Raw genomic sequence first — 13,279 nt, 5'->3', positions numbered from 1 at the left:
GGATGACCGAACTCCCCTTCTCCTCGTGTGGAAGAAGGAGGTTGGTGGGAAAGAGGGCCAAAGGCGCACGGGAATTCAGAACATCGCTCATCTCTCCCAAAAACTCTACCCTTGAGAGGCCAGGTGCACAGGCGTTGTGCGCGCCCGATGCGCGCGGTCCCGGCGGTCAACTGTTCTGTGCTTCGCTGCTGAAACTTCGCGTCCTCTGCGCCGCTGCGGTGCGTTTTTGCAGTGACGTCATCATTGCAATCTCAGATTGCAAAGGTTTTGAAGGATCTTCGCAAATCATATGCAAAATATCGACAGACATTTCGAGCGATTGCGCAGAGAAGATGTAAGTGATGCGTAGTGAAAATAGTGTTGAAACTCCAGTGACGTGTGCTATAGTAAGACTACAAACTCTGAACTACATACATTGCCTTGCTGCACTGTGCATGCCGTTCTTGCACGGTTTGTATGTTTCTTTGATTTTGATACCGTTCTTGTAGTTCAGATTTATTACTACACGGTTGTCGAATGTTCACTTTTCCTACGGTGCGACGCGTGGATTTCCATCGTTCTGGGCTGATCGTTCTGAGGGGAAGGTGAACAGATTGAAGAAGGTATGTTGGACGGAGGCGACGTATGAATCTGCTTCGCGCAATCGGTCGGTTCCTGCTGGGCGCGCTCAAGGTGTTGCGTCTGGCGCTGCCCAAACTGGGTGTCGGATGGATGTTCGCCCTGCTGACCAGTAACTTCAACCGGGTGTCGATTGTGGAGTTGGGCGTGATGGCGATCATCGTCACAACGATGATCGGTCTGCACCACTTCCTGTCGCCGTTCCAGGTGGTGTGGGGACGGATCGCCGATAGTCATCCGGTCTTCGGGTTGCGTCGCACGCCGTACCTGCTGATCGGCGCAACGGTCGCCAGTCTGGTCTTCCTGGCGCTGCCGTCGGTGGCGGTTGCAATGGGTGAGGGTTCGGTGCTGGCAATTGTGGCGGGGTATGCGTTGCTGATCCTGTTCGGCGTCAGCATTGCGGCAATGGGTGACTGCCACCACGCGCTGATCGCCGAGGTGACCAATCCCAGGACGCGCGGCGGTGTGATTGCGGTGGTGTGGACGTTCACGATTATGAGCACGATCATCGCCGCAACGGTGATCAAGGCGCAGATGCCGTCTTATACCCCTGAAGCGATGCAGGCGCTCTACAATCTGACCCCGCTGGTGGTCATTGGTTCGGCGCTGCTCGGTGTTCTCGGCATTGAGAAGCGTCTGAGCCGCGAGGAACTGGCAGTCGCCCTTGAGCGCGCGCGCGCAGCGGCGCCTCCCGGAAATCCGTTGCGTGCGGCTGTCGGTCTGTTTCGCCAGAACCCGCAGGTGCGCGCCTTCTTCGGCTTTGTGTTCCTCTCGATCGTCGGCATCTTCCTGCAGGACTCGATCCTGGAAGTCTTCGGCGCTGAGGTCTTCCATATGACGATCAGGGAGACGACGACATTCACCCAGACGTGGGGCGGCGGCGTGCTCGGCGGTATGCTGATCATGGGTCTCTTGAGTTCCATTTTCCCGATTGGCAAGAAGGTGATTGCGCTGATCGGCGGCGTTGGCACCGCGTTCGGTTTGGGGTTGCTGGCAGCCTGTGCTCTGACTGAGCAGCGTTCGTTGCTCAACCCGGCGATTATGCTCATGGGCTTCAGCACTGGTCTCTACAACGTTGGTGCGCTGTCGTTGATGATGGATATGACCGTCGAGGGCGCCACAGGTCTCTATATGGGCATGTGGGGCATGGCGCAGGCGTTTGGGACGGCGACGGCGAATATTCTGGCGGGTGCGCTGCATACGGTGCTGATCGAGGCGCAGGTGCTGGGTCAGACGCTGGGGTACGGGGTGATCTTTGGTCTGGAAGCGGTGCTGATGGTCATCGGCATTGCGCTGCTGTCCGGCGTCAGCGTCGAGGCGTTCCGTGGATTGACCCGCACCGATCTGACCCGCGCAATGGAAGCTGGCGCAGTGGCGTGATGATCGAGGTGTGCGGATGACCGATGTGCTGCCCATTCGATTCGATGCAATTGCCGGTAATTATGACAGTGTGCGCGGTCATCCGCCTGAGGTTGCGGAGCAGATTGGCAGAGCGATTGCGGCAGTGGCAGGAACCCATGCGCGTGTGCTTGAACTTGGCGTTGGCACCGGTCGCATCGCTCTGCCCGTCGCCACAGCCGGTTGCCGGGTCGTCGGCATCGACATCTCGGAAGAGATGCTGCGGATGGCGCGTGCGAAGGATCACGGTCAGGCGCTGTGGTTGCTCCAGGGCACGATTGAGCATCTCCCGTTTGCCGATGGGGTGTTCGATGCAACCCTGGCGGTGCATGTGCTCCACCTGGCGCGCGACTGGCGCACCGCACTTGCCGAGGCGCTGCGCGTTCTCCGCCCCGGCGGGGTCTTCATCCAGGGGCGCGACTGGCGCGATCCGCAGAGTTGTGTGGGTCGTCTGCGCAGCAAACTGCGAGAAACGCTGATCGAACTGTTGCCCGGTTCGCGTCCGCCAGGCGCGGGCGCCGCTGTCGGGCAGGCGCTGACAAAACTGGGGGCGACGGTCGAACCGGAGATGGTGGCGGCGACCTGGGTTGCGCCGATCAGTCCGGCGCAGGTGCTGGACGAGATGGAATCGCGCTCCGACGCCGAAACCTGGGTGCTCGACGATGCAACCCTGCACGCTGCGATCCAGCGGTTGCGCGCCTGGGCGGAGAGTGTCTACGACGATGTTCAGCAACCGGAGATGGTTGAGCGGCGCTTCGTCATCCAGGTGGCGCGGCGGGGGGTGAAGGTTGAAGGTTGAGGGTTGAAGGTTGAGGGTTGAAGGTTGAGGGCTGTGGGGTTGAAGGTTGTGGGGTTGTGGGGTTGAAGATTGTGGGGTTGAAGGTTGTGGGTTGCGGGCGCCTCTGACCCGTGACCCTGACCCCTGACCAAAAGGTGATGCCATGCCTGCAACAGTGATTCGGGAAGACGGCGCGTACCATAGTTTCTGTGGTCTGACATGTGTGGGATGGTTGTACCAGAAGATCAAGGACAGTTTCTTCCTCGTGCTTGGCACGCATACCTGCGCCCATCTGCTCCAGAATGTGCTCGGCGTCATGATCTTCGCCCGTCCGCGCTTTGGCGTTGCGCTGATAGAAGAAGCCGATCTTTCAAAGCAACAGCCGGAACTGGATCGGATCATTGATGAGATTGTCGCCGATCATCATCCTTCGGTGATTTTCCTGCTGTCGTCGTGCACGCCGGAAGTGATGAAGGTCGAGTTCGACGGTCTGGCGCGCGCGGTCAGTCGCCCCAACCTGCCGGTGCTCTTCGTGCCAGCCAGCGGTCTCGACTATACCTTCAGCCAGGCGGAAGATTCGGTGTTGCAGGCGCTGTTGCCTTTCTGCCCCGTCGCTCCCCCCGACGACCGGCGGGTGGTGTTTCTTGGCTCGGTGAACGATGCGATTGCCGATGATTTTCGCACTGAGGCAGCGCGCCTTGGTATTCCGGTGGCTGGTTTTCTGCCGGAGAGCCATTTCCACGATCTGCCGCCGATCGGTCCGGGAACGGTGGTTGCGCCGCTGCAACCATACCTGGCGAAGGTTGCCGGTCGACTGGCGCGCGAACGTGGCGCCACTGTGGTCAGTTCGCTGTTCCCGTTCGGTCCTGATGGAACGCGGGCGTTCTGGGAGGACGTAGCGGCTGCGATGGGGATTGCCGTCGATCTGCGCGAACGCGAGCGGCAGGCGTGGGAGCGTCTTGAACCACACCTCGATGTGTTGCGCGGCAAGAAAGTGTTCTTCACCGCAGATAACCTTATGGAATTGCCGCTGGCGCGTTTTCTCAGGCACGCGGGATGCACCATTCTCGAATGCAGCAGTCCGTATATCAATCGCAAGTTCCACGCCCGCGAACTGGAAGCGCTCGATGGCGTACGCGTCGTCGAGCAGCCCAACTTCGACCGGCAGTTGCGCGACATCCAGGAGTTGCGCCCCGACCTGGTGATCAGCAACCTGGCAACCACCAACCCGCTCGTCGGGCATGGCGTGGTGGCAAAGTGGAGCACGGAGTTCAGTTTTATGCCGATCCACGGCTGGAGTGGCGCAGCAACGCTCGCCGGGATGTTTACCCGCCCGCTCAAGCGCCACGCCCAACTCGATCCGCTTATGGACGATCCGCTCTGGGTGGCGGGGTTGATGCCGGCGCGGTAGGGTTGCAGGTTGCAGGTTACGGGTTGCAGGTTGCAGGTTACGGGTTGCAGGTTGCGGGTTACGGGTTGCGGGTTACGGGTTGCGGGTTACGGGTTGCAGGTTGCAAGCGGCGGTAGGGGCGCGCCAGTGGCGCGCACGTGGGTGGCGAACCAAAGGACACTGCTATGCGACTGGCTCTCTGGATGTATCAGGGCACTGCCCATCACGGCGTCGGGCGGATCGCCAACAGCATGCGCGGGGTGCACGCTGTCTTCCACGCTCCCCAGGGAGATGACTACGTCAATCCGATCTTCACCATGCTGGAACGTACCCCTGATTTCCCCCGGATGACGACCAGCATTGTCAGCGGGCGCGACCTGGCGCAGGGTACGGTGCGTCTCCCTGAAACACTGCGCGCTGTCGATGCGCAGGTTCATCCCGATCTGATCATCGTGTGCGCCAGTTGTTCGACCATTCTGCTCCAGGAAGACCTGGAACGGATGGCGCGCAGCGCCGGAACGAGCGCAGAGGTGCTGGTGTATGACGCCAATCCGTACCGGATGCAGGAGGTTCGTTCCGCCGATGGGCTGCTGACGACGCTGGTGCAGCGTTTTGCGCGCCCGCAGGCGCCGCTGCCGACGCCGTCTGTCAACATTCTCGGTCCGGCGTCGCTCGGCTTCCACAACCGCAGCGACCTGATCTGCCTGCGGCGCATGCTTGCGACACTCGGCGTGCAGATCAACGTGGTGGCGCCGCTCGGCGCATCGATCCACGATCTGGAGCGTCTGCCGGCGGCATGGGCAACAATTGCGCCGTACCGTGAATTGGGTCAGAACGCCGCCCGCTGGCTCGAAGATCAGTTCGGCATCCCGGCGTTGACCGACGCTCCTATCGGGGTGCAACCGACATTACGCTGGCTCCGACGACTGGTTGAGACGCTGAATGAAGCCGGTGCGCGCCTGCAACGCCTGTCAACACCGCTGCGCCTGCCGCCGCTGACTGCTTTCTCACTCGACGGGATGAGCGCGCCGAGTTCGGTTCCCTGGTTCGCGCGCACTGCCGACATGGAAAGCTACAGCATGAAGCGCGCCTTTGTCTTCGGCGATGCCACCCATACCGTCGGCATGGTGAAGTTTCTGCGCGACGAGTTGGGCATGCAGATCGCCGGAGCGGGAACCTACCTGGAGGAAGAGGCAGAGTGGGTGTACCAGGAACTCAAAGAGTATCTGCCCCCCGATGATTCGGGATCGCCCAAATCTTCCTTTCTGGCGACCGATGTGTTTCAGCATGTCGCGCGACGGATCGCCGACCTGTCGCCCGAACTGGTCTGTGGCACGCAGATGGAACGCCACGCCTGCCGCAAACTCGACATCCCCTGCCTGGTGATCGCGCCGCCGACGCATATCGAAAACCATCTGTTGAGCTACCGACCGGTGCTCGGCTTCGATGGCGCCGACGTCCTGGCGGACGCAGTCTACACCACAGCGACGCTGGGCATGGAAAAGCATCTGATTGATATGTTCGGCGACGCAGGGCTGGACTATGACGAACCGCAAACCGGGGAACCGCGAACCGAAAACCAGGAGTTGAGAGTCGAAAACCGGGCATCGGCGAACGGACATCCGGAAGCAGGCGTTAGCGTCGGCGCCGCTGAACCTTCGGCTGCTCCATCCAGGAGCGTCGTGACGGAAGAATCCAATCGCGCAACCACACCATCATCTTCTACCGTTCACCCCGTCTGGACTCCAGACGCACAGGCGATGCTGAAGAAGATACCCTTCTTCGTGCGGGGACGGGTGCAAAAGAACGTCGAACGGTACGCGATGCAGCACGGGTATGCAACGATCACCGCTGAGGTTCTGGTTGAAGCGCGAGAGGCATTGGGCGGTTGAAACACAGGCGGAGGAAGGGTATGAGTCTCACACTTGCCATTTACGGAAAAGGTGGCATCGGCAAGAGCACAACCAGTTCGAACCTGTCGGCGGCGCTGGCGCTCAAAGGCGCGAAGGTGCTTCAGATCGGCTGCGATCCCAAGCACGACAGCACCTTCGCCCTGACCGGAACGCTGCAACCGACGGTCATCGATGTGTTGACCGAAGTTGATTTCCACCACGAAGAGGTATCGGTCGAGGATGTGGTGCATACCGGTTTTGCCGGGGTGGACACGCTGGAGTCGGGCGGTCCGCCGGCTGGCAGCGGCTGCGGCGGTTATGTCGTCGGCGAGACGGTCAAACTGCTGCACGAATTCGGGCTGTACGACAAATACGATGTGATTGTGTTCGATGTGCTTGGCGACGTGGTGTGCGGCGGGTTCTCGGCGCCGCTGAACTATGCGGACTACGGCATCATTATCGCCTGCAACGACTTCGACAGCATTTTCGCCGCCAACCGCCTGTGCCTGGCGATCAAGCAGAAAAGCGCGCGTTACCGCGTCGAACTTGCCGGCATCATTGCCAATCGCGTGGATTACGAACTTGGCGGCGGCACGACGTTGCTGGAACAGTTTGCCGAAACCGTCGGCACACGCATCATTGGACGGGTGCCGTACCACGATCTCATCCGGCGCTCGCGGTTGATGGGCAAGACCCTGTTCGAGATGGAGGGTCCAGGGAAGGAGGAATGCACCGCACCCTTCCTGGAGATGGCGGAGGAATTGCTGAATCGTCCGCGCTCGACCGTTCCGAAGCCCCTGGGTGATCGTGAGATCTTCAATGTGATCGGCGGATGGCGATGACCGACGTATCTCAACATAAGCAGCAGTTGCGCGATTATTTTGATGGCGACGGATTCCAGCGCTGGAGTGCGATCTATGGTGAAGCGGAGGTTTCGCGCGTCCGGCGCACGATCCGTGTCGGGCACAACCGGATGCTGGCGCGCGCCGAAGCGTGGTTGCTCGAATGGGTCAGCGCCACCGGGCGCGACCCGCATACCCTGAACGCGCTCGACGCCGGGTGCGGCACGGGGATGTTCAGCACCACGCTGGCGCAGCACGGCTTCAGTGTGACAGCGGTGGACATTGCGCCACAGATGACCGCCGCAACTGCCGAACGGGTTCGAGCGGCAGGAGTTGCACAGCGTGTAACCTGTCTGACCGGCGACATTGATGCGGTTGCCGGAACCTTCGATGTGGTGGCGTGCTTCGATGTGCTGATTCACTATCCTCAACCGGCATTCGATCAGTTGATCGCTCATCTGGCAGATTGTACGCGCGGTTTGCTCCTGTTCACCTATGCGCCATACGAACCGTTGCTCGCCGCAATGCACTGGATCGGCGGGTTCTTCCCACGTGCCAATCGCCGGACCGAAATCCAGATGATCCGTGAAGACGATGTTCGCCGTGCAGTCGGTGCGCATGGCTTGCATGTCGGTCGGATCGAGCCGATCCGCAGTGGGTTCTACCATGTCAATCTGGTCGAGGCGGTGCACGTTGAACGTTGAAGGTGGGAAGGTTGAAGGTGGGAAGGTTGAAGGTTGAAGATTGAACCCTCTGAGGTCTTCGCTGTGGTCTGTGGTCACATTTCTCCTGTGATCGAGGGCATCTTGCACTTGATGAACGTTGCTGTCGTGAAGAACGTGAATAGTTTTATTCATTGTTCCTGTAGTAACGAATATGAACTACATCTTTAGGAATGAAAAGGAATGCGAGGGCGTATGAAGCGATGGTTTCTGCCGCTGCTGGCGCTGGTTGCCGGAGCAGTATGGCTCTGGTATCGCCGTGAGACTGTCCTGGAAGGCGAAGGGGTGGTGCACCTCCAGAGCGAACACGAACACTTCCATCTGCACGTCGATCTTCCGCAGGGCATGGAGATCGAGCCGGGTGATACGCTCGAAATTCTCACGGTTCCCAAAACCCATGGTCAGACGAATGGCGAGATCACCTATCCAAGCCGTATCCGGTTGACCAAGGCGAGCAGCCTGCGACGTGAACTGGTGCGGCGTAGCAGCCTGGTCGAAATCAACGAACTGGTCGAGCATCCATGAACGCAGCACGATCGTCCGGTCGAACGCTGAAGCGACGTATTCCGAAGAGGAGAGAGCGACAATGATGAACATACCCGGCGAATACACCCCGACGACGCGCCATGCGTTGCGTGAGGCGATCCTGAACCCGCGTTTCTACACGACCGACTTCCGCGCGATTGATCGGCTGAATGTTGCGCACATGCGTGATGAGTTCGATTGGATCCGCAATGAGTTCGAGGTTGATTACAACCGGAAGCATTTCGTGCGCAACGATGAGTTTCTGGCGAATTTCGACGATATGCCGGCGCGCGATCTCTTCATCGAGTTCCTTGAACGCAGTTGCACGGCGGAGTTCAGCGGATGTCTGCTCTACGCGGAAATGGTCAAGCACCTGCACGATCCAACGCTCAAGGCAATCTTCCGCTGCATGAGCCGTGATGAAGGTCGTCATGCCGGTTTTCTCAATAAAACCATGGCTGATCTGGGTGTCGAGATGAATCTGCAGGTGTTGCATACGCGCAAGAAGTACACCTATTTTCAGCCAAAGTTTATCTTCTACAGTGTCTACCTGTCGGAGAAGATCGGCTACGCCCGCTACATCACGATTTATCGTCACTTGCAGAAATATCCGCAGGGCATGATCCATCCGATCTTCAAATGGTTCGAGAAGTGGTGCAACGACGAGTATCGTCACGGCGAGTTTTTCTCACTTTTGATGCGCAGCCAGCCGGATCTGCTACGTGGCGGCAATCTGCGCTGGATCCGCTTCTTCTTGCTTGCGGTGTACGCCACGATGTACCTGAACGATGCCCGTCGCGCCGGTTTCTACCAGGCGCTCGGTCTCGACTGGCGCGACTATGATCAGCGGGTGATCCGCCTGACGAACCATATCGCCACGCAGGTGTTCCCGGTGACGCTGCCGGTCGATGATCCACGCTTCTTCCGTCATCTCGACGCATGTGTGACGTATGACGCTCAGATACGCGCGCTCGAAGGGCGCAGCGATCCGATTGCAACCGCGCAGCGGGCGCGATTGGGCGCTGCGATTGCGGCGCGTCTCCTGGCGACCTACCGCCTGCCGGTCGTGCCAACCACCGACGCCAATCGCTGGCAGGGGCTTGAAGGCTTCCCAAACTATCCTGGACCGGGTTGGAAACAGGATGCAACGCTCAATCAGCGGGTCATATCCGCATGAATGATGGGATGCACCGCATTCCATCACGTAACCATAAGGACTCTGCCATGCGCTTCATCTTTTTGACCATGGACGGGAATCACTTCGCGGCGTTGCGCAAAGGAGCGGAATTGTTGCGCCGCGATGAGGGGATCGCACTGAGTCTGGGATGCTATGACACAAATGCGCTACGCACTGGTGCGGACTGGCAACGCCTGGCGGATGATGTGGCGGCGTGTGATTTCGTCTTCGGCTCGATGCTCTTCGGCGAGGAGTTTGTTCGCCCGCTGGAGCGTGTGCTGGAACGAGCGCATGCACCGGTCTGCATTATCACGAGCAATCCGGCGCTGATCCGGAAGACGTGCATTGGTCATTTCGATCTGCGGAAGAAAGTGGAGGAGCAGGAGGCGTCGCTGCTCAGTCGCTGGATGCATAAGTTCCGTCCAAAGAACGGGCGCGGCGAGGGGCAGCGGCAACTGGCGCTGATGCGCAACCTGGGACGCGTGTTGCAGCATATTCCCGGAAAAGCGCGCGATCTGGCAACCTACATCGCCGTTCATCAATACTGGATGCACAGTTCGCCGGAAAATCTGCGCCGCATGCTGGCAATGCTGATCGAACGCTACGTGCCGGGGTATCAGGGGCGCCTGAAGGTGTTGCCGCCGATTGAGTATCCCGATGTGGCGCTGCTGCATCCCGATGCGCCGGAACCGTTCGGTGACGAGCGAGAGTATGCACAATGGCTGGCGCAACGTTCCAGACGACGCAAAGGCGAGACGGTCAAGGGAACCGTTGGTCTGCTCACGTTGCGCACGGTGGCATTGAGCGGCAATATGGCGCATTTGCACGCACTCTACCGGGCGCTGGAGCAGCGCGGTCTCGAGGTTCGCATGGCATACGCTGCCGGTCTCGATTTCCGTCCGGCGATTGAGCGTTTCTTTATGGAACGCCAGGCGCAACACCACTGGTTCGGCGCTGCAAAGACCCCCCGCCATCCCCGCCGGGCAACGGTCGATGTGCTGGTCAACGGCGTGGGCTTTGCCCTGGTCGGCGGGATGGCGGCGAGCCAGCCAGAGGAAGCGGTTGCAGCGCTCAGCGATCTCGATGTTTCGTATCTGAGTCTGGTGCCGCTCTCTTTCCAGCGAGTCGAAGAGTGGCAGCGCGACGATGCCGGACTCTCCCCGATTCAGGTGGCGATGAATGTGGCGCTGCCGGAACTCGATAGTGCGACCGAGCCGCTGGTTTTTGGCGGACCGACCGCCGGTAGTGATCAGTTTGTGCCGTTGCCCGATCAGATTGAACTTGCCGCCGGGCGGATCGAGCGGCACGTGGCGCTGCGACGCACGCCAAACCATGCGAAAAAACTGGCGCTGGTGCTCTTCAACTTTCCGCCGAATCTTGGCAACGCTGGCACTGCCGCGTATCTCGATGTGTTTGCATCGCTCCATCGTCTGCTCCTGGCGTTGCGCGACGCCGGATATACGGTCGAGGTTCCAGAGACGCCGGACGAACTGCGCTATCGTGTGGTGCAGCAGAACGCTGAACTCTTTGGCACGCCCGGCAATGTGGCTGCCCGTCTCAGCGTCGCTGATTACCGGCGGCTCTTCCCGGCATACGCGGCTATCGAGCCGTTCTGGGGCGCGGCGCCTGGCGAGTTGCTAAACGATGGTCGCGATTTCTTCATTTGTGGTCACATGTTCGGGAATGTGTTCGTCGGATTACAGCCTTCGTTCGGTTATGAGCGCGACCCGATGCGTCTGCTGATGGCGAAGGACGCGGCGCCCAACCATGCGTTTGCCGCTTTCTACACATGGCTGACGCATGTGTTCGGCGCGCATGCGGTGGTGCACTTCGGCACCCATGGCGCGCTGGAGTTTATGCCCGGCAAGCAAGCCGGTCTCAGCGCGCAGTGCTGGCCTATGCGGTTGCTCGGTCCGTTGCCGAACATCTACTACTACAGCGTCAACAACCCCAGCGAAGGCACGATTGCAAAGCGACGCAGCGCCGCAACGCTGGTGAGTTATATGGTCCCGCCGCTCCAGCAGGCGGGTCTGTACAAAGGGTTGCGTCGCCTGAAAGACACGCTCGATGCTTACCGCGCGCGACCCGATCCGGGTATGCTGGCGGATATTCGCGCACAGGCGGAACAACTGGGCATTGGCAGCGAATCGCCCGATGCTGCAAACGATGAAGCATATGTGGCATCACTGGCGCATGAACTGATCCAGATCGAGCAGCGCATGATCCCGGTGGGATTGCACGTTCTCGATAAGGACCCCGATCCCGCCGAACTTGCCGATGTGCTGGCGCTGGTTGCCGCATTCGCCCGTCCGCCGGGTGTTGAACATCCGCTGACCCATCTGGTGGCTGCGGCGCTGGGGCGCGATTACGGTCGTTTGCAGGCGGCGCTGCGCCACGATCCGTGCGCCCAGGAGACCTTTCAGCAGATCGATACGATCGTGCGCGATGCGGTGCGTGCGCTGGTGGACGAGTATCGGAGTCGGGAGTCATCGGCGTCTCCGCCGGTTGCGACATTCGAGCGCCTGTTGCAACAGCGTGCACACCTGCCGACTGATGCGCTGCGCCGGTTCCGCGCCTATCTTGAAGCGCTGCTCGACCGAATGGTGCACGACCACGAACTCTGCAACCTGTTGCACGCGCTGGACGGCGGCTACATTCCACCATCGCCCGGCAACGATGTGGTGCGCAACCCGGCTGCCGTGCCGACCGGACGCAACATCCACGGTCTGGATCCCTATCGTGTGCCCACGCCTGCGGCTCAGGCAACCGGCGAACGTCTGGTTGCCGACCTGCTGGCGCGCCTGACCCGCGAGCAGGGACGTATGCCGGAAAGCGTTGCCATCGTGCTGTGGGGGACCGATAACCTGAAGAGTGACGGCGAAGGTGTGGCGCAGGCGCTGGCGCTCATGGGCGCGCGCCCGGTCACCGACGAACTCGGCAATGTCAGCGACGTGACGCTCATTCCGCTGGAAGAACTGGGCAGACCGCGCGTCGATGCAGTGATCACCGTCAGCGGCATCTTCCGCGACCTGTTCGCCCACCAGATGCGCCTGCTGGATAAGGCGGCGCGACTGGCGGCGCACGCCGATGAACCGCCAGAGTGGAATTATGTGCGCAAACATGCGCTCGCGCATGCCGCGGAACTCGGCATCAGTCTCGATGACGCTGCCATCCGGGTATTCTCGAATGCGCCGGGGAGTTACGGCGCGAATGTCAATCACCTGGTGGAAAGCAGCACCTGGAACAGCGATGCCGAAATGAGCGAAGCCTTCGTTGCACGGAAGAGTTTCACGCTCGACGCGCGCGGCGAATGGCGTGATGCGCGCGCCATCATGGAACGCGCGCTGGCGACAGTTGACGCCACCTTCCAGAATGTGGACAGTTTCGAGATTGGGATCAGCGACATCGATCACTACTACGAATATCTGGGTGGCGTAACGAAGAGCGTCGAGAAACTGCGCGGCGCCCGCCCGCGCGTCCTGGTCGCCGAGGCGCTGGCGACCACCGGCGAGCGCATCAGTACGCTGGAGCAACAGGTGCGTATTGAAACCCGCGCCAAACTCTTGAATCCGAAGTGGTTCGAGGCAATGCTGGCGCACGGCTATCAGGGGGTGCACGAAATCGAAGCGCGCGTCAGCAACACCTATGGCTGGAGCGCCACCGCCGATGCCGTCGAGGGGTGGGTGTATCAGGGAGTGGCGGAAACCTTCATCCTCGATGAAGCCATGCGTGAGCGACTGGCAAGCCTCAACCCGCATGCTGCCACAGCTATCGCCGGCAGACTGCTCGAAGCGCACAGTCGTGGGTTCTGGAATGCGGATGAAGCAACCCTCGAAGCGCTTCAAGCCATTTATGCGGATCTTGAGGATCGGCTGGAAGGGGTTGCGGTTGGATGTTGAGCGTTGAACGTTAGAACGTTGAACGTTGAACGTTAGAA

Annotated in this window: 9 protein-coding genes; all 9 read left to right on the top strand. The window is 60.3% G+C overall.

The features are described 5' to 3' along the window. The first annotated feature begins 624 nt into the window (after positions 1-624). Positions 625-1,998 (top strand): BCD family MFS transporter, encoded by a 1,374-nt coding sequence (locus tag ROSERS_RS09905; RefSeq protein WP_011956647.1) that lies wholly within the window; start codon positions 625-627, stop codon positions 1,996-1,998. 16 nt (positions 1,999-2,014) lie between these two features. Further along, on the top strand, positions 2,015-2,815 hold the full coding sequence (locus tag ROSERS_RS09900) for a class I SAM-dependent methyltransferase (RefSeq protein ID WP_011956646.1): 801 nt from the start codon (positions 2,015-2,017) through the stop codon (positions 2,813-2,815). 142 nt (positions 2,816-2,957) lie between these two features. After that, entirely contained in the window at positions 2,958-4,205 is a 1,248-nt protein-coding gene (gene bchN / locus ROSERS_RS09895) for a ferredoxin:protochlorophyllide reductase (ATP-dependent) subunit N (protein WP_011956645.1), read from the top strand. A 164-nt stretch (positions 4,206-4,369) separates the two neighbouring features. Beyond that, a complete protein-coding gene (locus ROSERS_RS09890) occupies positions 4,370-6,076 on the top strand; it encodes a ferredoxin:protochlorophyllide reductase (ATP-dependent) subunit B (RefSeq protein WP_011956644.1) in 1,707 nt (568 codons plus the stop codon). A 20-nt stretch (positions 6,077-6,096) separates the two neighbouring features. Next, the gene (bchL, locus tag ROSERS_RS09885) at positions 6,097-6,918 is read left to right on the top strand and encodes a ferredoxin:protochlorophyllide reductase (ATP-dependent) iron-sulfur ATP-binding protein (RefSeq protein ID WP_011956643.1); all 822 of its coding nucleotides are present in this window, start codon (positions 6,097-6,099) and stop codon (positions 6,916-6,918) included. Next, positions 6,915-7,622: a magnesium protoporphyrin IX methyltransferase gene (gene bchM / locus ROSERS_RS09880; RefSeq protein WP_041335087.1), complete on the top strand. Its 708-nt coding sequence runs from the start codon at positions 6,915-6,917 to the stop codon at positions 7,620-7,622. Before bchL ends, bchM begins: the two co-directional genes overlap by 4 nt. A 213-nt stretch (positions 7,623-7,835) precedes the next feature. Continuing rightward, a complete protein-coding gene (locus ROSERS_RS09875; RefSeq protein ID WP_041333426.1) occupies positions 7,836-8,165 on the top strand; it encodes a hypothetical protein in 330 nt (109 codons plus the stop codon). A gap of 61 nt (positions 8,166-8,226) precedes the next feature. Continuing rightward, a complete protein-coding gene (gene acsF, locus ROSERS_RS09870; RefSeq protein WP_011956640.1) occupies positions 8,227-9,342 on the top strand; it encodes a magnesium-protoporphyrin IX monomethyl ester (oxidative) cyclase in 1,116 nt (371 codons plus the stop codon). Continuing rightward, complete coding sequence (locus ROSERS_RS09865; RefSeq protein ID WP_011956639.1) at positions 9,339-13,241, top strand: magnesium chelatase subunit H; 3,903 nt, start codon at positions 9,339-9,341, stop codon at positions 13,239-13,241. Before acsF ends, ROSERS_RS09865 begins: the two co-directional genes overlap by 4 nt. The last annotated feature ends 38 nt before the right edge of the window (positions 13,242-13,279 follow it).

The organism is Roseiflexus sp. RS-1, assembly GCF_000016665.1.
Classification (GTDB): domain Bacteria; phylum Chloroflexota; class Chloroflexia; order Chloroflexales; family Roseiflexaceae; genus Roseiflexus.
This window is presented reverse-complemented; position numbering and strand designations above follow the sequence as displayed.

Coding starts and splice junctions, on each gene's coding strand:
- ROSERS_RS09905 (WP_011956647.1), top strand. CDS start 625: ATGAATCTGCTTCGCGCAATCGGTCGGTTCCTGCTGGGCGCGCTCAAG.
- ROSERS_RS09900 (WP_011956646.1), top strand. CDS start 2,015: ATGACCGATGTGCTGCCCATTCGATTCGATGCAATTGCCGGTAATTAT.
- bchN (WP_011956645.1), top strand. CDS start 2,958: ATGCCTGCAACAGTGATTCGGGAAGACGGCGCGTACCATAGTTTCTGT.
- ROSERS_RS09890 (WP_011956644.1), top strand. CDS start 4,370: ATGCGACTGGCTCTCTGGATGTATCAGGGCACTGCCCATCACGGCGTC.
- bchL (WP_011956643.1), top strand. CDS start 6,097: ATGAGTCTCACACTTGCCATTTACGGAAAAGGTGGCATCGGCAAGAGC.
- bchM (WP_041335087.1), top strand. CDS start 6,915: ATGACCGACGTATCTCAACATAAGCAGCAGTTGCGCGATTATTTTGAT.
- ROSERS_RS09875 (WP_041333426.1), top strand. CDS start 7,836: ATGAAGCGATGGTTTCTGCCGCTGCTGGCGCTGGTTGCCGGAGCAGTA.
- acsF (WP_011956640.1), top strand. CDS start 8,227: ATGATGAACATACCCGGCGAATACACCCCGACGACGCGCCATGCGTTG.
- ROSERS_RS09865 (WP_011956639.1), top strand. CDS start 9,339: ATGAATGATGGGATGCACCGCATTCCATCACGTAACCATAAGGACTCT.